The 21,093-nt window shown below is 56.0% G+C and carries 19 protein-coding genes and 1 tRNA gene; 8 read left to right on the forward strand and 12 right to left on the reverse strand.

What is annotated here, in order from left to right:
- Positions 1-3 precede the first annotated feature (3 nt).
- Positions 4-585, reverse strand: coding sequence for a LysE family translocator (locus ACJY2L_RS19775; protein ID WP_067426829.1), 582 nt, complete (start codon positions 583-585; stop codon positions 4-6).
- A gap of 135 nt (positions 586-720) precedes the next feature.
- Here ACJY2L_RS19775 and ACJY2L_RS19780 point away from each other — a divergent pair, with 135 nt between their 5' ends.
- Entirely contained in the window at positions 721-2,175 is a 1,455-nt protein-coding gene (locus ACJY2L_RS19780) for a PLP-dependent aminotransferase family protein (protein ID WP_067426825.1), read from the forward strand.
- Here ACJY2L_RS19780 and ACJY2L_RS19785 read toward each other — a convergent pair.
- Positions 2,172-2,795, reverse strand: a complete 624-nt coding sequence (locus ACJY2L_RS19785; protein WP_439214367.1) for a glutathione S-transferase family protein — start codon at positions 2,793-2,795, stop codon at positions 2,172-2,174. The genes ACJY2L_RS19780 and ACJY2L_RS19785 overlap by 4 nt on opposite strands.
- 78 nt (positions 2,796-2,873) lie before the next feature.
- Between ACJY2L_RS19785 and ACJY2L_RS19790 the strand changes: the two genes are divergently transcribed.
- Positions 2,874-3,725, forward strand: a complete 852-nt coding sequence (locus ACJY2L_RS19790) for a PhzF family phenazine biosynthesis protein (RefSeq protein ID WP_439214368.1) — start codon at positions 2,874-2,876, stop codon at positions 3,723-3,725.
- Positions 3,726-3,733: 8 nt separating this feature from the next.
- Here the strand turns inward: ACJY2L_RS19790 and ACJY2L_RS19795 are convergent, their stop codons facing one another.
- A complete protein-coding gene (locus tag ACJY2L_RS19795; protein WP_439214369.1) occupies positions 3,734-4,492 on the reverse strand; it encodes an SDR family NAD(P)-dependent oxidoreductase in 759 nt (252 codons plus the stop codon).
- 115 nt (positions 4,493-4,607) lie between these two features.
- Here ACJY2L_RS19795 and ACJY2L_RS19800 point away from each other — a divergent pair, with 115 nt between their 5' ends.
- From ACJY2L_RS19800 to ACJY2L_RS19810, 3 genes are all read left to right on the forward strand, one after another.
- Positions 4,608-5,507 (forward strand): LysR family transcriptional regulator, encoded by a 900-nt coding sequence (locus ACJY2L_RS19800; protein ID WP_439214370.1) that lies wholly within the window; start codon positions 4,608-4,610, stop codon positions 5,505-5,507.
- Between the two features lie 100 nt (positions 5,508-5,607).
- Complete coding sequence (yhjD, locus tag ACJY2L_RS19805; RefSeq protein WP_439214371.1) at positions 5,608-6,705, forward strand: inner membrane protein YhjD; 1,098 nt, start codon at positions 5,608-5,610, stop codon at positions 6,703-6,705.
- A gap of 302 nt (positions 6,706-7,007) precedes the next feature.
- Positions 7,008-8,339 carry an MFS transporter gene (locus ACJY2L_RS19810; protein WP_067426807.1) on the forward strand — a complete coding sequence of 444 codons (1,332 nt, stop codon included), beginning with the start codon at positions 7,008-7,010 and terminating at the stop codon, positions 8,337-8,339.
- A 146-nt stretch (positions 8,340-8,485) separates the two neighbouring features.
- Here ACJY2L_RS19810 and ilvC read toward each other — a convergent pair whose 3' ends face one another.
- Entirely contained in the window at positions 8,486-9,961 is a 1,476-nt protein-coding gene (gene ilvC, locus ACJY2L_RS19815) for a ketol-acid reductoisomerase (protein WP_067426804.1), read from the reverse strand.
- Between the two features lie 156 nt (positions 9,962-10,117).
- Here ilvC and ilvY point away from each other — a divergent pair, with 156 nt between their 5' ends.
- A complete protein-coding gene (ilvY, locus tag ACJY2L_RS19820) occupies positions 10,118-10,999 on the forward strand; it encodes an HTH-type transcriptional activator IlvY (protein ID WP_439214372.1) in 882 nt (293 codons plus the stop codon).
- A 36-nt stretch (positions 11,000-11,035) separates the two neighbouring features.
- Here ilvY and ilvA read toward each other — a convergent pair whose 3' ends face one another.
- From ilvA to ilvL, 6 genes are all read right to left on the reverse strand, one after another.
- On the reverse strand, positions 11,036-12,583 hold the full coding sequence (ilvA, locus tag ACJY2L_RS19825; protein WP_439214373.1) for a threonine ammonia-lyase, biosynthetic: 1,548 nt from the start codon (positions 12,581-12,583) through the stop codon (positions 11,036-11,038).
- Positions 12,584-12,585: 2 nt separating this feature from the next.
- Entirely contained in the window at positions 12,586-14,436 is a 1,851-nt protein-coding gene (gene ilvD / locus ACJY2L_RS19830) for a dihydroxy-acid dehydratase (protein ID WP_067426801.1), read from the reverse strand.
- A gap of 60 nt (positions 14,437-14,496) precedes the next feature.
- On the reverse strand, positions 14,497-15,426 hold the full coding sequence (gene ilvE / locus ACJY2L_RS19835) for a branched-chain-amino-acid transaminase (RefSeq protein WP_439214374.1): 930 nt from the start codon (positions 15,424-15,426) through the stop codon (positions 14,497-14,499).
- Positions 15,427-15,445: 19 nt separating this feature from the next.
- Positions 15,446-15,703 carry an acetolactate synthase 2 small subunit gene (ilvM, locus tag ACJY2L_RS19840; RefSeq protein WP_067426797.1) on the reverse strand — a complete coding sequence of 86 codons (258 nt, stop codon included), beginning with the start codon at positions 15,701-15,703 and terminating at the stop codon, positions 15,446-15,448.
- A complete protein-coding gene (ilvG, locus tag ACJY2L_RS19845; protein ID WP_067426794.1) occupies positions 15,700-17,346 on the reverse strand; it encodes an acetolactate synthase 2 catalytic subunit in 1,647 nt (548 codons plus the stop codon). Before ilvG ends, ilvM begins: the two co-directional genes overlap by 4 nt.
- Positions 17,347-17,495: 149 nt before the next feature.
- Positions 17,496-17,594 (reverse strand): ilv operon leader peptide, encoded by a 99-nt coding sequence (ilvL, locus tag ACJY2L_RS19850; RefSeq protein ID WP_439214378.1) that lies wholly within the window; start codon positions 17,592-17,594, stop codon positions 17,496-17,498.
- Between the two features lie 327 nt (positions 17,595-17,921).
- Between ilvL and ACJY2L_RS19855 the strand changes: the two genes are divergently transcribed.
- The gene (locus tag ACJY2L_RS19855) at positions 17,922-19,442 is read left to right on the forward strand and encodes a YifB family Mg chelatase-like AAA ATPase (RefSeq protein ID WP_067426791.1); all 1,521 of its coding nucleotides are present in this window, start codon (positions 17,922-17,924) and stop codon (positions 19,440-19,442) included.
- A gap of 28 nt (positions 19,443-19,470) precedes the next feature.
- Here the strand turns inward: ACJY2L_RS19855 and ACJY2L_RS19860 are convergent, their stop codons facing one another.
- A complete protein-coding gene (locus ACJY2L_RS19860; protein WP_067426789.1) occupies positions 19,471-19,809 on the reverse strand; it encodes a DUF413 domain-containing protein in 339 nt (112 codons plus the stop codon).
- 121 nt (positions 19,810-19,930) lie between these two features.
- Here ACJY2L_RS19860 and hdfR point away from each other — a divergent pair, with 121 nt between their 5' ends.
- Positions 19,931-20,758, forward strand: a complete 828-nt coding sequence (gene hdfR / locus ACJY2L_RS19865) for an HTH-type transcriptional regulator HdfR (RefSeq protein WP_439214375.1) — start codon at positions 19,931-19,933, stop codon at positions 20,756-20,758.
- A 197-nt stretch (positions 20,759-20,955) separates the two neighbouring features.
- Here the strand turns inward: hdfR and ACJY2L_RS19870 are convergent.
- Positions 20,956-21,031: transfer RNA gene (locus ACJY2L_RS19870), tRNA-Trp, on the reverse strand.
- Positions 21,032-21,093 lie beyond the last annotated feature (62 nt).

Below are 21,093 nucleotides of genomic sequence, written 5' to 3' on the forward strand. Positions count from 1 at the left end.
GCGTTAGCGTAATACGTCTACCAGCATCCACAGCGTGGTCACCACCAGCGACAGTGCCATTACGCTGTTGAACAGCTGCCGCTTCCAGTTGACCTGCAAATGCTGACCAAGGCGATCGCCCAACGCCGCCCACACCAGGATGCACGGCAGGTTCATCATCATAAAGCTCAGCATGATCACCATGACCGGACTGTCGGCGGCATACAGCAGCGCCACGTTGCTGGCCATCAGCCAGGCTTTGGGATTTACCGCCTGAAACAGTGCGCCGTTAAGCACGCTCATTGGCCGCGGGCTTTCACGCAGGGCCGGTGCCGAAGAACGAAAGATTTTCCAGCTCAGCCAGAGCAGATAAGCACAGCCCGCCAGCGTTAATGGCAGACGAATCGCGCCCATCCAGTGCAGCAATCCCTCCAGCGCCAGCCCAGTAATCACCGTTTGGATCCCGCAGCCCAACATAATACCGAACGCCATTGGCAGCGTGCGGCGCAGGCCAAAATTCACACCAGAAGTGGCCAGCAGCAGATTGTTCGGGCCTGGCGTAATCGACATCACGGTGACATAGCTGAAAAACGAGGGATCGAGCATAACCATCTCCGGCGGCTGAGTAAGAGCCATCATCATAAGCCGCAGCCGATAATGGTAACAGCCACACGATTCCGCTATTGTAATGGGTACAATTTTGTAAAAAATGAATTGTACCCATTGCTTCCGGAGGCAACTGTGTCCGCTATCGAACCGCAACCATCCACCCGCTATCAACAGCTGGCCGATCACTACGCCGCCGCCATTCACAGCGGCACTTTACAGCCCGGTAAACGGCTGCCCGCGATTCGACGTGTGGCGGATACGCAGTCGGTCAGCGTCAATACGGTGATCAACGCCTGGCAGCTGCTGGAGGATCGCGGTTTGATCGAGGCGCGACCGCAGTCGGGTTACTACGTACGTGCGGTATTGCCCGGCGTGGAGAAAAAAAGCCGTCATCGTGCGCAGGTGGCCTCGGTGAGCAGCGCCAAGCTCGACCTGATTGAAGCGGTATTCGCCGCGCAGAATCATCCTGATTACACCAATATTTCGCTGGCCTGTCCGCAGGATGGCGAGCTTTATCCCACCGCCAGGCTGGCGCGCATTACCACCACGCTGCTGCGCCGTAACCCGCTGATGATTGGCAAATACGCGCTGCCGCCGGGCAGCGAACGGTTGCGCGAGGAGATCGCCCGGCGCGCGCTTAACGCCGGCATGTCGCTGACGCCGCAGGCGATCACCGTCACTCATGGCTGTATGGAAGCGCTCCAGCTGGCGTTGCGCACGGTGACCAAACCTGGCGACTGCGTCGGTCTGGAATCGCCGACCTACTTTTTTCTGTTTACCCTGCTCGATTCGCTGGGCCTGAAAGCGATTGAGATTCCGACCGATCCACAGCACGGGCTGTCGCTGGATGCGCTGGAACTCCTGCTGCGCGAAAAACGCATTAACGCGCTGATCGCCATGCCGGGCATTCAGAATCCGCTGGGTTGTAGCATGCCGCTGGAGAGTAAAAAACGGCTGGCGAAACTGGTGAATACCTGGCAGATCCCGCTGATTGAAGATGGGCTGTATGACGAACTGCAGTTTCATGCGCCGCTGTCGCCGACGGTGAAATCCTTTGATGAGGCGGGCTGGGTGATTTACTGCACCAGCTATACCAAAACCGTGGCGCCCGACTTTCGCATTGGCTGGATGGCAGCGGGCCGTTTCAGCGAGCAGATTGCGCGGCTGAAGGCGGTGTCGTCGATGGCTGAATCGGCACTGCTGTCGGAAACGCTGGCGGAATTTCTGGCCAGCGGCGGTTACGATCATCATCTGCGCCATCTGCGCCGCCGCTACGCTGCCAACCTCGACGAAGCGCGCAGCCTGATCGCCCGCCATTTTCCTGCCGGTACGCGGGCGACGCTGCCGCAAGGTGGGTTTGTCTTCTGGCTGGAGCTGCCCGGCAATGTCGACAGCATCGCGCTGTTTCACCGGCTGTTGCAGGAGAAGATTTGCGTAACGCCCGGCTCGCTCTACACGCTGAGCGATCGTGGCGCCCATGCGTTGCGCCTCTCCTGCTGCTACCCGTTTGAGGCACGCTACCGTTATGCCATCGCCCGTACCGGCGCGCTGGCCTGTGAAATGAGCGGCATCGCGCCAGAAAACTAAGGCGTGCCGTTGCGTCCCCAACGGGCGTAACCGCTGCGCTCGGTCAGCCGCTCATAGTAAGTGCGCACCGCCGGAAAATCTGCGTGATCCAGCGGCGTTTCATACCAGCGGTTTACCGACAGGCCGATGGGAATATCGGCCAGCGAGAAGTGGCGTCCCGCGACGTAACGTCCGGTTTTTTCCAGCTGCTGATTAAGAATGCTCATGCTGTGCGTCCAGCCTTTACAGGCTGCCGCCAGCAGCCGTGGATCCTGATGGGCAGGCGAATGGCGCACCAGCGACATAAAAGCATAACGCCAGGCGGTATTCAGCTCGGTGGCCTGCCAGTCGATCCACTGATCGATCGGCGCACGTTCGCGCGGCTGTGGGCTGTAGAGGGCTTCACCCTGATAAGTATTGGCCAGATAGCGCAAAATGGCGTTGGACTCCCACAGCACCAGATCCTGGTCTTTGATCACCGGAATCAGCGCGTTGGGATTCAGCGCCAGAAACGCCGGATCGCGCGTGGAACGGAAGCCATCGCCCCACTCTTCGCGCTCCCAGGGAATGGAGAGCTCATCGCACAGCCACAGTACTTTGCGCACGTTGATTGATGAATCGCGGCCCAAAATTTTCAGCATGTCAGCCTTCCTTCTGCTTATTGACGCAGGCCCGCTGCCCACGTAGTTATAGTGCATCTTTCACTATACGAGAAAACCATGTCACAGCGTGTCGCGTTTAAGCAGGTCGATGTATTTACGTCCGCACCTTTCAATGGCAATCCGCTGGCGGTGGTGCTGGATGCCGCGTCGTTAACCGATCGGCAGATGGCGGAGATTGCCCGCTGGACCAACCTTTCAGAGACCACTTTTGTGCTGCCCGCAGAAGATGCGCAGGCAGATTATCGCGTGCGTATTTTTACCGTGGATGGCGAACTGCCGTTTGCCGGACATCCGACGCTCGGCACCGCGCATGCGCTGCTGGAGGCGGGTTTGCAGCCAAAGCGCGCCGGTGAACTGGTGCAGGAGTGCGCCGTTGGGCTGGTGAAGCTGGCGATTGCGGCCGACGGTTCGCTGGCCTTTGCCGCGCCCGCCGCGGTGATAACGCCGTTTGCCAGCGATCGGGCTGGCGCGGCGCTCAACAGCGCGGATATTGATGAGCAGCTAGCCATGAGCGTGGTCGATATGGGCATTCGCTGGCTGTTGATTCCGATGCGATCGGCCGAGGCGGTGCTGGCAGCGCAGCCGCAGGTTAGCGAACTGGCAGCGCTGTTGCAGGAAGCGGGCGTCAGCGGCGCGATGCCGTTTGGCCCGTTGCACGATGCGGCAGAACAGTTTGAAGTGCGCGGTCTGCTGGTGGAAAACGGCTCACTGACGGAAGATCCAGTCACCGGCAGCGCCAACGCCTGCCTGGCACGCTGGCTCGCCTCGCAGGGCCACACCACGGATTACGCGGTGCGCCAGGGCACGCAGCTGGGGCGCAATGGCCGCCTGCAGGTGCGCTTCGACGGCGAGACGATCTGGATTGCCGGCCAGACGGTGACGGTGATCGACGGCACCATCCGGCTCTGATTCCCTGCTCAAATTGACTGACCGCCCGACGCTTCAATGCGTTGGGCATTGATCCAGCCCGCTTCATCGCTCAGCAACAAGGCTATTGCGTCACCGATATCATCGGGCTGACCCGCCCGGCCCAGCGCCGTTTGCGCGGCGACCCAACGATTCATCTCTGGATTATCACGCACGCCACCGCCGTTGAAGTCAGTTTCAATGGCACCCGGCGCGAGAATATTGACGCGGATCCGCCGCGCGCCCAGCTCTTTCGCCTGATAACGCGTTAAGGTTTCCATCGCGCTTTTCATCATCGCATAGGCGCTGCAACCGGGCAGAATGATGCGCGTCAATCCGCTGGAGACGTTCAAAATATGGCCGCCGTCGGCCAGCAGCGGCAATAGCGCCTGGGTCAGCAAAAACGGCCCTTTGACATGCACCTGATACAGGTTGTCGAGATCCGCGGCGGTAGTGTCGATAAAAGGCTTGTGCATGCCGACCCCAGCATTGTTCAGTAAATAATCAATCTGCTGACGCTGCCATTTTTCATTGAGCAGATTTTTCACCTCAGCAGCGAAGGCGTTGAAGCTGTTACTGTCACTGACATCCAGACGCAGCGCGGCTGCGCGGCCACCAAGCTGTTCAATTTCCGCCACCACCGCTTCGGCTTCCTGCTGCTGACTGTGCCAGGTCAAAATGACATCATGGTGCTTTTTAGCCAGCTTCAGGGCGGCATTTCGCCCTAAACCGCGGCTGCCGCCGGTGATCAATGCGATTTTTGTGCTCATTTCCTGTTTCCTGTTGTTGTGAACCTGTGAAATTAACGATATTCCTAACGACAACGGCGATAAAGCTGCCGAAATGCGTTTCACTGTTTCATTCTCAACAACAATCGGTGCACAAATGGATAAAATTCAGGCAATGCAGATTTTTGTGCGCGTGGCGGAAATGGAAAGTTTTACCCGCGCGGCGACCAGCCTCGGCTTGCCTAAAGGCAGCGTCTCACGTCAGGTGCAGGCGCTGGAAAATCAACTCGGTACGCGAATGCTGCATCGCACCACGCGTCGGGTGCAGCTGACGCAGGATGGTCAAGTCTATTACGATCGCTGCCGTGAAATATTGAGCCTGCTGGATGATACCGACGCGCTGTTTCAGGCCGATCCGGCCACGCTAAGCGGAAAACTGCGCGTGGATATGCCGGTGGCGATGGCCACGCTGGCGGTAATTCCACAGCTGGCGACCTTTATGCAGCACTATCCCGGCATCGAGCTGGAGCTGAGCAGCAGCGATCGGCAGGTTGACGTGGTGCGCGAAGGCTTTGATTGCGTGGTGCGCGTCGGCACATTGCACGATTCCGGCCTGATCGCCCGCACGCTGGGGCAACTCAGAATGGTCAATTGCGCCAGTGCCGACTATCTTAAACGGTTCGGTACGCCGCAGACGCCGGAGGATCTGGCGCAGCACGCGATGATTCATTACAGCCAGCAGCTGGGCAGCCTGCCGTCGGGCTTTGAGTTTTACGATGGCAAACAGAGCCGTACGATTCAGACCGGTGGCGTGATGACGGTGAACAGCACGGAAACCTATCGCGCAGCATGCATTGCCGGATTAGGCATTATTCAGGTGCCGAGAGTCGGCGTGGCCAGTCTGTTGCAGGCGAAAACGCTGGTGGAGGTGCTGCCCGGCTTTACCGCGCAGCCGATGCCGGTATCGTTGATTTATCCGCATCGGCGTAATCTGGCGCGCCGCGTACACGTTTTCATGGAGTGGCTTGGCCAGGTAGTAAAAGCGTACGCCAGCTGAATGCACAGGCGGCGCAGCAATTCGGGACGCATCCCGATGACCTTGCGGCTGGCCGGTCTATACTCTTTTTTTCAGGTAAATAAACAGGATGCCCGGTTTCATGACGGACAAAGAGCAACACGATAAACATCTCGATACCCTGCCGAGCAAGCCGATAGCGCCGGTACAGACTGACGAGCACCTCAGGGCTGCGGCCGAAAAAGAAAACCAGGCGAAGGATGACGCGCTGATCCCGATCAAAACCGGTAACAACACGGTGGATACGCAGGTCACGCGCTTCAACAAACTGGTTAACCGCATTAAAGCGAATCACAGCGTAGCGCACTTCATTCGTGCGGCGGAACGCTTTAACGATCGTCTGGGCAGCCAGTTTGGCGCGGCAATTACCTACTTTTCGTTTCTGTCGCTGATCCCTATTTTGATGGTGTCGTTTGCCGCCGTGGGTTTTATGCTGGCGTCCCATCCCGATCTGCTCACCGAAATCATCAACCGGATGGTCGATAACATCAGCGATCCGGTGCTGGCGACCACGCTGAAGAACACGGTGAATACCGCGGTGCAGCAGCGTACCACCGTGGGTTTGACCGGTCTGGCAGTAGCGCTTTATTCCGGCATCAGCTGGATGGGCAACCTGCGCGAGGCGATTCGCGCGCAGTATCGCGACGTCTGGGAACGCAAAGCGGATGAAAAAGAGAAGGTCTATTTCAAATACACCCGTGATTTTATCTCGCTAATTGGCCTGGTGCTGGCGCTGGTGATTACGCTGTCGTTAACGTCAGTGGCCGGTTCGGCGCAGGCGTCGATCGTTACCGCGCTGGGACTGGATGGCATCGAATGGCTGCGTCCGGTGTTAACCGCCATCGCACTGACCATTTCAGTGTGTGCCAACTATTTGTTGTTCCTGTGGATTTTCTGGATCCTGCCGCGCCATAAAACCCGCCGCCGGGCATTGCTGCGCGGCACCTTGCTGGCGGCCATCGGCTTTGAAGTGATTAAATTCATCATGACGCTGACGCTGCCGAAGCTGGCCTCTTCACCCTCGGGCGCCGCCTTTGGCTCGGTGCTCGGCCTGATGGCCTTCTTCTATTTCTTTGCCCGCCTGACGCTGTTTTGCGCCGCCTGGATTGCCACCGCGAAATACCGCGATGACAAAGAAGTGGGCGCCGGTACGTCGACGGTAACGCATCAAAAAATGTAACTTTCCTCAGGCCGGCGCCCGTCGGCCTGTTTCTCTCATGCCAGCGTAAAATGCCACGCTTCGACTACTAATCATACAAAAGCCAGCATTAACCGCTAACTCCTCACTTTTCTTTACCCTTTTTTCAGTGAATCACGCCAGAAAACCGCGCTTTCGCCCTGCCATCCGCCACTGACGACAAGATGTCAGACATTATCCTCTTTTTCGGCGAAATGGCGCCATTTGTGGCGGGTTTTCAGCATTGAATGCCGCCAGGGCTGTGCGTAAGATTCTTTATCTAAATTTACAAATAAGAAAACTTTATGCACGCTTCCATCGCTGAATCACCTGACAAAACCGATCCCAATGCGCCCGTAAATTCTCGCAGCAAAGTGGTTATCGCTTCGCTGGTCGGAACCGCCATTGAGTTCTTTGATTTTTATATCTATGCCACTGCAGCGGTTATCGTCTTTCCGCATATCTTTTTTCCGCAGGGTGACGCAACCGTTGCCACGCTACAGTCGCTGGCCACCTTCGCCATCGCTTTTATCGCGCGTCCGATCGGCTCCGCGGTGTTTGGCCACTTTGGCGATCGCGTTGGCCGTAAGGCGACGCTGGTTGCCTCGTTGCTGACCATGGGTGTCTCGACCGTGGTTATCGGCCTGCTGCCGGGCTACGACACCATTGGCGTATTTGCGCCGCTGCTGCTGGCGCTGGCGCGTTTTGGTCAGGGCCTGGGGCTGGGCGGTGAATGGGGCGGCGCAGCGCTGCTGGCGACGGAGAATGCGCCTGCGAAGAAACGCGCGCTCTACGGTTCGTTTCCACAGCTTGGCGCACCGATTGGCTTCTTCTTCGCCAACGGTACCTTTCTTCTGCTCTCCTGGTTACTGACTGACGATCAGTTTATGCAGTGGGGCTGGCGCGTACCGTTTATCCTCTCCGCGGTGCTGGTGATTGTCGGGCTTTATGTGCGCGTTTCGCTGCATGAAAGCCCGGTATTCGCGAAGGTGCAGAAGGATAAGAAACAGGTGCGCATGCCGATGGGCACGCTGCTCAGCAAGCATTTGATGGCCACGGTGCTTGGCACCTTTATCATGCTGGCGACCTATACGCTGTTCTACATCATGACCGTTTACTCAATGAGTTACGGTACGGCGCCTGCACCGGTGGGTCTTGGCTTCTCGCGTAACAGCTTCCTGTGGATGCTGATGGTGGCGGTGATCGGTTTCGGCGTGATGGTACCGATAGCGGGCCTGCTGGCTGACCGCTTTGGTCGCCGTAAAACCATGATTGTGATTACGCTGATGATTATCGGTTTCTCGCTGCTGTTCCCGTCAATGCTTGGCTCTGGCAGTCAGCCGCTGGTGATGGCGTTCCTGCTGCTCGGCCTGAGCATTATGGGCCTGACGTTCGGCCCGATGGGCGCGCTGCTGCCAGAGCTGTTCCCAACGGAAGTACGTTATACCGGCGCCTCTTTCTCTTATAACCTCTCTTCGATTCTCGGCGCGTCGGTGGCGCCTTACATTGCGTCGTGGCTGACCGCACATTACGGTCTCTATGCGGTCGGTTACTATCTGGCCTCGATGGCGGTGCTGACGCTGATTGCGCTGATCGCCTGTAAAGAGACGCGGCACCAGACGCTTTACGAAGGTTAAATCCACTATCACTGATATCAACCCGGCCAGCGTGCCGGGTTTTTTATGGTCAGTTGTCTGGCGACGCTGTTAGCAGTCGCGCAATCGCAGGCATAAAAAAGCCCCGGCGAGCCGGGGCTAATAAGTAGAGATTAACGCTGAGGGGATTAGCCCGCGACGGCGATGCGCTTCATATCGGTCATATAGCCACGCAGCTTACGGCCAATCGCTTCGATTTCATGGCCACGAATCGCTTCGTTGATATCACGCAGCTGCGCGTTATCCACCTGACCACCCGCCGCGGGCTTACCGAGATCGCCCGCCTGCAGCGTCGTCATGAACTCTTTCAGCAGCGGTACTGCCGCGTACGAGAACAGGTAGTTGCCATATTCTGCGGTATCGGAGATCACCACGTTCATCTCATACAGACGCTTACGGGCAATGGTGTTAGCGATCAGCGGCAGTTCATGCAGCGATTCATAATAGGCTGACTCTTCGATGATGCCTGCGGCAACCATGGTTTCAAACGCCAGCTCAACGCCCGCTTTCACCATAGCGATCATCAGTACGCCCTGATCGAAATACTCCTGCTCACTGATTTTGCCTTCAAACTGTGGCGCAGTTTCAAACGCTGTTTTGCCGGTCTCTTCACGCCAGGTCAGCAGATTTTTGTCGTCATTCGCCCAGTCAGCCATCATGCCGGAGGAGAATTCGCCGGAGATGATGTCATCCATATGCTTCTGGAACAGCGGTGCCATGATGGTTTTCAGTTGCTCAGACAGCGCCCAGGCACGTACTTTTGCCGGGTTAGACAGGCGATCCATCATCAGCGTGATGCCGCCCTGCTTCAGCGCTTCGGTGATGGTTTCCCAGCCGAACTGAATCAGTTTTTCTGCGTAAGCCGGTTCGGTGCCATCGGCCACCAGCTTATCGAAGCACAGCAGTGAACCCGCCTGCAGCATGCCGCAGAGAATGGTTTGCTCGCCCATCAGATCCGATTTCACTTCTGCCACGAAAGAGGATTCCAGCACGCCTGCACGGTGGCCGCCGGTCGCTGCTGCCCAGGCTTTAGCAATCGCCATGCCTTCGCCTTTCGGATCGTTTTCCGGGTGAACCGCAATCAGCGTAGGCACGCCGAAACCGCGCTTGTACTCTTCACGCACTTCGGTGCCCGGGCATTTCGGCGCTACCATCACCACGGTGATATCTTTGCGGATGGTTTCACCCACTTCAACGATGTTAAAACCGTGCGAGTAGCCCAGCGCGGCGCCCTCTTTCATCAGTGGCTGTACCGCCTGAACCACAGCAGAGTGCTGCTTGTCCGGCGTCAGGTTAACCACCAGATCGGCACCCGGGATCAGTTCTTCATAGGTGCCAACCTTAAAGCCGTTTTCGGTTGCCTTGCGCCAGGAAGCACGCTTTTCGGCGATCGCTTCAGCACGCAGCGCATAGGCGATATCCAGACCGGAGTCACGCATGTTCAGACCCTGGTTCAGGCCCTGAGCACCACAGCCCACGATGACCACTTTTTTGCCTTTCAGGTAGCTGGCTTCATCTGCGAATTCGTCGCGTGACATGAAACGACATTTACCTAATTGCGCTAACTGATTGCGCAGGTTCAACGTGTTGAAATAATTAGCCATGGGATACTCCGTTATGAGGTTATTTTTTGCTTTGTAAGGTAGCAGTGTAGCCGCTAAGAATGACCCCATCATATGACAGGAAATACGTTGCTGAAATTGATATATTAACAATATGACATTGCAATAAATGCAACGTGACGCTGAGGTGACGCCCGTATGGATCTGCGCGATTTAAAACTGTTTCTGCACCTGGCGGACAGCCGCCATTTTGGCCGTACTGCGCGGGCACTGCACGTCAGCCCGTCGACGCTTTCCCGACAGATTCAACGGCTGGAAGAGGATATCGGCCAGACGCTGTTTCTGCGCGATAACCGCACGGTGACACTGACCGACGCCGGAGAACGGGCACGCCAGTTTGCCCAGCATACGCTGCTGCAATATCAGCAGCTGCGCCATGCGATTGGTCATAACGGCCCTTCACTCAGCGGCGAGCTGCGCATGTTCTGCTCGGTCACCGCGGCTTACAGCCATTTGCCGCCGATTCTCGATCGGTTTCGTGCCGAGCATCCCATGGTGGAGATCAAGCTAACCACCGGCGATGCCGCCGATGCCATGGAAAAAGTGCAGTCGAATGAGGCAGACGTGGCGATTGCCGGGCGGCCGGAGTCGCTGCCCGCCAGCATCGATTTTACGCAGATTGGCCTGATCCCGCTGGTGCTGATTGCCCCAGCGCTGCCGTGCCCGGTCAGAACTCAGGCGACGCAGGAGCATCCGCCGTGGACGGAAATCCCGTTTATTTTGCCGGAACAGGGCCCGGCGCGGCGGCGTATCGATCTCTGGTTTCGTCGCCATCGTATTACCGCCCCGCTCATTTACGCCACGGTTTCCGGTCATGAAGCGATTGTTTCAATGGTGGCGCTGGGCTGCGGCATTGCGCTGCTGCCCGCAGTGGTGCTGGAGAACAGCCCGGAACCGGTGCGCAATCGCGTTCTGGTGCTGGAAAATGTTGAATCGGTGGAGCCGTTTGAACTCGGCGTCTGCGTACAAAAAAAGCGGCTCGATGAGCCGCTTATCAGTGCGTTCTGGCAACAGCTGTAGATCATGCCGCCGGGCTTTTCGCCGCAGCGGCACAGATTACTGCCCGGCGAGGAAAAACTTGAACGCCGGGTTATTGGCTTCGTCGTGAAAATCGTAGCCGAGATCGGCCAGCCGTTCGCCAAAGCCAGGCTCGTCATCGCCAAGTTCAAATGCCGCCAGTACACGGCCATAGTCGGTGCCATGACTGCGATAGTGGAACAGCGAAATGTTCGAGTGCGTGCCCAGCGTTTGCAGAAACTTCAGTAGGGCACCAGGCGCTTCGGGAAACTCAAAGCTGAACAGCCGTTCACGCAGCGGTTTTGACGGCCGACCGCCTACGATATAGCGCACGTGCAGCTTGGCCATCTCATCGTCCGAGAGATCGACAACGTGATAACCTTCGGCTCCCAGCTGGCTGATGATCTCTTTACGCTCTTCCAGACCACGCGTCAGCCGTACGCCGACAAAAATGCAGGCGTTAGCGGCATCGGCATAACGGTAGTTAAACTCTGTAACCGCACGTCCGCCCAACACCTGGCAGAACTTCAGAAAGCTACCCTGCTGCTCGGGAATAGTGACCGCCAGCAGCGCCTCGCGCTGTTCGCCCAACTCGCAGCGTTCAGAAACGTAGCGCAGGCCGTGGAAATTGACGTTGGCACCGGACAGAACATGCGCCAGCCGCTCACCCTGAATGTGATGCTGCTGGATATACTTTTTCATGCCCGCCAGCGCCAGCGCACCCGACGGCTCCGCTACCGCGCGCACATCCTCAAACAGATCTTTCATGGCTGCGCAGATGGCATCGCTGTCGACGGTGATGATGTCATCAATATATTGCTGACAGAGTCGGAAGGTTTCGCTGCCGATACGCTTGACCGCAACGCCTTCGGCAAACAGCCCGACGCGCGGTAAATCTACCGGCTCGCCCGCCTCCAGCGCCGCTTTCAGACAGGCAGAGTCTTCCGCTTCAACGGCAATCACTTTGATTTGCGGCATCAGCTGCTTGATTAATACCGCCACGCCCGCCGCCAGCCCGCCGCCACCCACCGGCACAAAGATGCGATCGAGATGTGCATCCTGTTGCAGCAGCTCCATCGCCAGCGTGCCCTGACCGGCAATCACTGCCGGGTGGTCGAACGGCGGCACGAAGGTATAACCGTGCTCGGCAGCCAGCTCGATCGCTTTGGCTTTCGCCTCATCGAAATTGGCGCCAAACAGGTAAGCCTCACCGCCAAAAGCCCGCACCGCATCGACTTTGATATCCGCCGTGGATACCGGCATCACGATCAGCGAGGTGATGCCCAGCCTGGTCGCCGACAGCGCCACACCCTGAGCATGGTTACCCGCCGATGCCGTTACCACGCCGCGCGCTTTCTGCTCATCATTCAGTCCGGCAATCATGGCGTAGGCGCCGCGCACCTTAAAGCTGTGCACCGGCTGGCGATCTTCGCGCTTCACCAGAATGGTGTTGTTGAGGCGCGAGGAGATTTTTTCCATTTTTTGCAGCGGCGTGACCTGTGCCACTTCATACACGGGCGCACGCAATATGGCGCGCAGATATTCCGCGCCGCAGGGTTGAGCTGATAGCGGTTGAGACTCGGCCATGGTTAGCCTCCCAGCTTGCTCTTGTCACGCACCGCGCCTTTATCGGCACTGGTTGCCAGTGTCGCGTAAGCACGCAATGCAAAAGATACCTGACGCTCGCGGCCGTGTGGCGTCCAGGCGGCTTCGCCGCGCGCCTCTTCCTCTTCGCGACGGGCGTGCAGTTCGTTGTCGGGCACATCAAGCTGAATGCCGCGGTTAGGAATATCGATGTCGATCATGTCGCCATCTTTCACCAGCGCAATAGTACCGCCGCTGGCGGCTTCCGGCGATGCGTGTCCAATGGACAGGCCGGATGTGCCGCCGGAGAAACGGCCATCGGTGATCAGCGCGCAGCTTTTGCCTAATCCCATCGACTTCAGATAGGTGGTGGGATAGAGCATTTCCTGCATGCCCGGTCCGCCTTTTGGTCCTTCATAACGAATGACCACGACGTCGCCCGCAACCACTTTTCCACCGAGAATCGCCGACACTGCGTCGTCCTGGCTTTCATAAACTTTGGCCGGACCACGGAAGGTCAGGTTGTCGTTATCCACGCCCGCGGTTTTGACAATGCAGCCGTCGGTGGCCAGGTTGCCATACAGCACGGCCAGGCCGCCATCCTGCGAGAAGGCAAATTCGCGTGAACGAATACAACCTTCCTGACGATCATCATCCAGCGTGTCCCAGCGGCAGTTCTGCGAGAACGCCTGGGTGGTGCGGATACCGGCAGGGCCGGCGCGGAACATGGTTTTTACCGCCTCATCTTTCGTCAGCGTGATGTCATATTGCTCCAGCGTCTCGCTCAGGCTCAGACCGAGCACATTACGCACGCTGTTATCCAGCAGGCCAGCACGATCCAGCTCGCCAAGAATGCCGACCACGCCGCCGGCGCGATGCACATCTTCCATATGGTATTTCTGGGTGCTTGGCGCGACCTTACACAGGTGTGGCACCAGACGTGACAGGCGGTCGATATCGGAAATATTGAAGTCGATTTCGCCTTCCTGCGCGGCAGCTAACAGATGCAGCACGGTATTGGTTGAACCGCCCATCGCGATATCCAGCGTCATGGCGTTTTCAAAAGCCGCTTTGTTGGCGATGTTGCGCGGCAGCACGCTTTCGTCATCCTGCTCGTAATAACGTTTTGCCAGGCCGACGATGCGCTTGCCCGCGTTGATAAACAGATCTTTGCGGTCGGCGTGGGTGGCGAGCAACGAGCCGTTGCCCGGCTGTGACAGGCCCAGCGCTTCGGTCAGGCAGTTCATAGAGTTGGCGGTGAACATACCGGAACAGGATCCGCAGGTTGGGCAGGCTGAGCGTTCAATTTGCTCGCTGTCGGCATCGCTGACGTTCGGATTGGCGCCCTGAATCATGGCATCGACCAGATCGAGCTTGATGATTTTGTCAGAGAGCTTAGTTTTACCGGCTTCCATCGGGCCGCCAGAAACAAAGATCACCGGCACGTTGAGGCGCAATGATGCCATCAGCATGCCAGGGGTGATTTTATCGCAGTTCGAGATGCAGACCATGGCATCGGCGCAGTGCGCGTTGACCATGTATTCCACTGAGTCAGCGATTAACTCGCGAGACGGAAGTGAATAGAGCATGCCGCCGTGGCCCATCGCGATACCATCATCAACAGCAATGGTATTGAACTCTTTGGCGACGCCGCCTGCGGCTTCGATCTGCTCTGCCACCAGTTTACCGAGATCGCGCAGGTGCACGTGGCCCGGCACGAACTGCGTGAAGGAGTTGACCACGGCGATAATTGGCTTGCCGAAATCGTCATCGGTCATGCCGGTGGCGCGCCATAAGGCTCGGGCACCCGCCATATTACGGCCGTGGGTGGTTGTCGCGGAACGGTACTTAGGCATGCTCTTTACTCCAGTCTGGATAATAACGCGAACGCCACTGCGTCCGCGGAGACAGTCTTGTTATGGGTTAACCTGATCCAACCAACCCCATTTATCTTCGGTTTCGCCGGTGAACAGCCCGAAGAACGCCTGCTGAATACGTTTGGTTACCGGGCCACACTTGCCTTCGCCAACCTTAATGCCATCCACGCTGCGGACTGGCGTGATTTCAGCGGCGGTGCCGGACATAAAGACTTCATCGGCAAGATAGAGCGACTCACGTGACAGCACCTGCTCACGTACTTCGATGCCCATATCTTTTGCCAGCTTGATGATCGCATCACGCGTGATACCCGGCAGCGCGGATGAGGTGAAAGGCGGCGTGAACAGGATGCCGTCTTTAACTTCAAACAGGTTTTCGCCTGCGCCTTCAGAGATATAGCCGTTGGTGTCCAGCGCGATGCCTTCCTGATAACCATGGCGGCGCGCTTCGCTGCCTACCAGTAAGGAAGAGAGATAGTTGCCGCCCGCTTTGGCTGCGGTAGGAATGGTGTTTGGTGCGACGCGATTCCAGGAGGAAACCATGGCGTCGATCCCCTGCTCCAGCGCTTCGGCGCCCAGATAAGCACCCCAAGGGAATGCGGCGATGATCACATCGGTGCTAAAACCCTCTGGCGGATTCACACCCAGACCCACATCACCCACAAAAGCCAGCGGACGGATGTAGGCACTTTTCAGATTGTTTTTACGCAGCACGTCACGGCAAGCAGACATCAGCTCATCTACGCTGAAGTTCACTGGAAAACGGTAGATTTTGGCCGAGTCATGCAGGCGCTGCATGTGCTCGCGGTGACGAAACACCACCGGGCCTTTGTGAGAGTCATAGCAGCGAACGCCTTCAAACACCGACGTGCCGTAATGCAGCGCGTGTGACATCACGCTGACCTTTGCCTCTTCCCACTTAACCATCTCGCCGTTAAACCAAATGAAATCTGCTTTTTTAGTGCTCATATTCTTATTCCTTTCGCGGCTATGCACGGATCTGTTGTGTTGTTTGTTGGTGAATCTGGACGCTCGCGACATCCATTAATTTATTTAGCTGAGATGACAATAATTCGACTGAACGCTGGCTGGCAACGGTCATTTCGATATTAACGCTTTCTGCGTTGATACCGGAGGCCATGTTCATCGCGCACAGCTGAAAGCCGCGATGACGAACAACGCGCAAAATGCGCTCGACTATTTCAGGTCGGAAACGGGCTTCGATAGACAGTTGATGCTGATTCATGACGTTTTCTCCATCATATTCGCGTTGCTGGCGCCTGGTGGAACCAGAGGCCAGACATTTTCATATTCGTCGATTGAGACATGCAGCAGATACGGCCCTTCACTGTTGAGCAGGGCATCTAACGCGCCATCGACCTGATCTTTACGGGTGATACGCTGGCCAGGAATGCCGAAGGCGCCGGCCAGCATTAAGAAATCGGGATTATCCGACAGGTTGGTTTCGCTGTAGCGCTCGGCAAAGAACAGCTGCTGCCACTGACGCACCATGCCTAAACGCTGGTTGTCCATCAGCACAATTTTCACTGGCAACTGCTTACGTTTGATGGTGCCCAGTTCCTGCACATTCATCATGAACGAGCCGTCGCCGGAGATACAGATAACACAATCATCAGGGCGGGCAACCTGCGCGCCAACCGCCGCGGGCAAGCCAAAACCCATGGTGCCCAGGCCGCTGGAGGTGATGAAATTTTCCGGCTCGTGGTAGCTCATATGCTGAGCTGCCCACATCTGATGCTGACCAACGTCGGTGGTGACCACCGCGCTGGCGGCTTTGCGATCGGATAACTGCTTCAAAAACAACGGCGCGAAAATGGCATCGCCAGGATGATCGTAACGCCATGCATGTGTGGTTTTTAACGCGATAACGTCGTTACGCCATTCAGTAACGTCTATCGGCTGGCTGAGCGCGGGCAACAGCGCGTTGAAATCGCCCTGCAGGGTCACGTGTGCCCGGCGCAGCTTGTGAAACTCGGCTGGATCGATATCCAGATGAATGATGCTGGCGTGCGGCGCGAAGGTATCGAGCTTGCCGGTAACACGATCGTCAAACCGCGCACCAACTGCAATCAACAGGTCGCACTGCTGGACGGCAAGGTTAGCGGCTTTGGTGCCATGCATACCTAACATGCCGAGATAACATTCATCTTTAACGTCAGCGGCACCCAGCCCTTTTAACGTGGCAACGGTTGGAATGCCGGTTTCCTGCGCGAAGGCACGCAGTGCCGGCACCGCACGCGCCATACCAACACCGCCACCCACGTACAGCACTGGCTTTTTGGCTTGCGCCAATAAGGTCCGGGCTTCCGCCAGCTGCTGATGAGGATGCGCGATCGCCTCTTCCACCGGCAGCAGATGCGGCGTCAGATCGCCGCTCGCCAGCTGAATATCTTTAGGGATATCGACCAGTACCGGGCCAGGGCGACCAGATTGCGCAATGGCAAAGGCTTCTGCCAGCACTGAAGGCAGAGCTTCCAGCGATTCCACCAGAAAACTGTGCTTGGTGCAGGATAATGACATGCCGAGCACGTCGATTTCCTGAAAGGCATCGGTACCGATAAAAGCTGATGATACCTGACCGGTGATAGCCACTACCGGCACGGAATCCATCATGGCATCCGCCAGGCCGGTGATCAGGTTGGTCGCGCCCGGACCTGAAGTCGCGATACACACACCGGTTTTGCCGGTTGCACGCGCATAGCCGATGGCGGCCATGGCTGCGCCCTGCTCATGGCGACACAATAGATGTTCGACGCCGCCATCATAGAGCGCATCGTAAACTGGCATGATCGCTCCACCCGGATAGCCAAACACAGTATTAATGCCCTGTGCACGTAACGCCTGAACAACCCATTGTGCGCCTGTCATCGCTATTCTCCTGTCTTTCGGCGAGAACCACAGAATATTATGCTGCTGTTCATTGTTTGCTCCGCCTTAAGTCACTAACTGAATGTCTGGGTAAAAAAAAACCCCCGGACCTTTCGGTGCGGGGGTTTCGTTGAATTCAGACTTGATTTTTAAGCCTTTCTTTCTCCGAGCGTAGCCCCGCACGGTGTGATAAGAATCACCACCACGCTAATCACGACCAGGCTAATCACTCGTAGAAGGGCTTTCATGTCAGATACTTTTAATCGCTTGTTCGAAGTAATGCCTACAGAGTTATCATAGTTAGTGTGATCATGGCAACTTTTTTCGCGGGTTAATTTCAACCGCTGATTTTGCTGGTGTGAAAAAAATGAGTAATTTCAGTTACAAGCTCTTAACTGAAATTTATTCATAACGTCATCGTCGTAATGAGTTTTTCGCTTGTTATCGATGCCGGTTCCATAAAAATGCAAACGATGGCAACGTGGGTATTCAGGCTGCATCGCAGCTTCAAAAATGAGAATCAAAGATTCGCCAGCGCCTTTGCCGCTCGCCACACTGATGGAAAAGGAGCCGTTATGTCGCTTTCCATCGTATTAACACGCGCACTGCTGGGCGTTAACGCGCCTCTGGTGACGGTTGAAGTCCACATCAGCAATGGATTGCCCGCCTTTTCTCTGGTGGGCCTGCCGGAGACCACCGTGAAAGAGGCACGCGATCGGGTACGCAGCGCCATTATCAATAGCGGCTTCAGCTTTCCTGCTCGCCGTATTACGGTGAATTTAGCGCCAGCGGATCTCCCTAAAGAAGGGGGACGTTACGATCTGCCTATCGCTATTGCCGTTCTGGTCGCTTCAGAGCAAGTTCCTGCAGATAAGCTGACGCAGTATGAGTTTCTGGGTGAGCTGGCGCTTACAGGCACGCTGAGAGGCGTTCAGGGAGCAATCCCGGCGGCAATGGCTGCCCTGGCGGCGACGCGGCAGCTAATCCTGTCTGCGGATAATCAGGCGGATGTTGGATTAATCCAACAAGGTCAGTCGTTAATCGGCGAACATCTGCTGGATGTCTGTGCCTTTCTGCATGGTAAACAGGAGCTGGCTGCTGCGGAAGCTCAGCCTTATCAGGAAGCGGTACACAGCGCAGATTTGAATGATGTTACCGGTCAGCATCAGGCGCGGCGCGCGTTGGAGATTACCGCGGCGGGCGGACACAACCTGCTGCTGATTGGTCCGCCCGGTACCGGTAAAACAATGCTGGCCACACGCTTGTCGGGCCTGATGCCACCATTAACGGAACAGGAGGCGCTGGAATGCGCCGCTATTGCCAGCTTGTCTGACAGCGGCAACCTGCATAAACAGTGGCGACAGCGCCCTTTTCGCGCGCCTCATCATAGCGCATCGCTATTTGCGCTCATTGGCGGTGGTAGTTTGCCCCGACCCGGCGAGATTTCACTGGCGCATAATGGCGTACTCTTTCTTGATGAACTCCCGGAGTTTGAGCGTCGTGTGCTGGATGCCTTACGCGAACCGATTGAGTCCGGTGAAATCGCTATATCACGGGCGCGAGCGAAGGTGACATATCCGGCTCGCTTTCAACTTATTGCAGCCATGAATCCAAGCCCAACAGGGCATTATCAAGGCAACCATAACCGCTGTTCGCCACAGCAGACGCTGCGCTATCTCAGTCGCCTGTCGGGCCCATTTTTAGATCGCTTTGATCTTTCGCTGGAGGTGCCTTTATTGCCGTCAGGCACGTTAAGTCAGCGAGAAAGTGTTAATGAATCGAGTGACGTGGTTCGCCAGCGCGTGCAGGCGGCGCGCACAATACAGCTGACGCGTGCGGGAAAGGTCAATGCAGCGCTCAATAACAAAGAGATTCAACAGTGGTGCGAGATCGATATGGAAAGTGCGCAGTGGCTGGAAAATGTATTAAACACGCTGGGGCTATCAGTAAGAGCGTGGCAGCGAATCCTAAAGGTCTCGCGTACTATTGCCGATTTAGCAGGTAAGGAAGGTATACATCGGGAGCATCTTCAGGAAGCGTTAAGTTATCGCGGCATTGATCGGCTGTTGATTCATTTGCATAAAAGCCTGGAATAAAAAAATGGAGCCTGTCGGCTCCACTCTTTTAATCATCGCTTTCCGTGTAGTCTTCAACGCCTTCCATCTGCGGTTTACCACCTGACAGGGTGTGAAAACGTTTAGGGCGCTTGATACGGGTCATATATTTTGACCATACACGTTCAGCTTCCGTTTGTGGTTCGCGAATGCCGCGACACACTTCTACAAAGAGGCGTTCCTCTTCTGTAGTTGGCTCTCTTTTTGCCAGATCAAGCTCGTTAAAAGCATAACCGTGACGTTCCAGAAGCTGAGCTTCTTTAATAGTGAAATCTCCATGGCGGGAGAATCCACGTGGATAGTGTTTGTTATCAAAAAAACGATTCGTTGTTGCGAAGCTTTCCGCCATTTTACACGCTCCTAACTCTTCTATGGCCGTGCTATTTATGGCGCGGAGTATTAGATAGGCTTGACAGAGTGTAAAACAAAAGATTTAAATCATAACGACAAACAAATTTTGGAGGAAGCCAGTGGATACGGAATTGTTGAAAACCTTTTTGGAAGTGAGCCGAACGCGCCACTTTGGCCGTGCTGCTGAAGCACTTTACCTGACACAGTCTGCGGTTAGCTTTCGTATCAGACAGCTGGAAACTCAGCTCGGTGTCAACCTGTTTACCCGGCATCGCAATAATATACGCCTGACTTCCGCAGGCGAACGTCTATTACCCTATGCCGAAAGCTTGATGAACACATGGCTGATGGCAAAGAAAGAGGTTTCCCATACCCAACAGCATCATGAGCTGTCGATTGGTGCCAGTGCATCGCTCTGGGAGGCTTATCTCACCCCCTGGCTACAGACGCTCTATGAGAATCGGGAGAGCTTGCATCTTGAAGCACGTGTTGCTCAACGTCATTCGCTGGTTAAACAGTTACACGAACGTCAACTTGACCTGCTGATCACCACCGAAGCGCCAAAAATGGATGAACTGACCAGCCAGCAAATTGGGCATATTTCTCTGGCCTTATTTCGTTCCCGGCAAAGCGAGAAGCTGGAGAAATATGACTATATCAAGCTGGAGTGGGGGGCCGATTTCCATCAGCATGAAAGCTATTTAGCTGGCGGCGACGATGTACCAGTGCTTACTACGACATCAGCTCACCTGACGCGCCAGCTCCTGCACATCACTAATGCATGTGCATTTTTGCCAGAAACCTGGCACAACGATTATGCCGACCTGCTTGTTATCCAGGATACACCTGTAGCTGTACGTCCACTTTATGCAGTCTGGCTGCAAAATAGCGATCAACAAACGCATATTAAGCAGTTGCTTAAGTTTCCAATCGCTAATTTGAAGTGATCGGCAACAGTTTTGTTCGGGAGTAGCCTATGGTTCTGGGTTCTGGGTTCTGGGTTCTGGGTTTTTCAGGGATTTTAAAGCATTAGACAGGAAGCCGGCGTTTTTAATGCCTTGGCTTTGTTTGGATATAAAGAAATCGTTAATGAAGGGGAAATTTAGGCAAAAAAAATCCTTTGCCTAAGCAAAGGATCATTTTCTGGCAGGGGCGGAGGGACTCGAACCCCCAACACCCGGTTTTGGAGACCGGTGCTCTACCAATTGAACTACGCCCCTAAATAGGGTGGCGGAACGGACGGGGCTCGAACCCGCGACCCCCTGCGTGACAGGCAGGTATT

The organism is Duffyella sp. Ts4, assembly GCF_051851875.1.
In the GTDB taxonomy this organism is placed as follows: domain Bacteria; phylum Pseudomonadota; class Gammaproteobacteria; order Enterobacterales; family Enterobacteriaceae; genus Duffyella; species Duffyella gerundensis.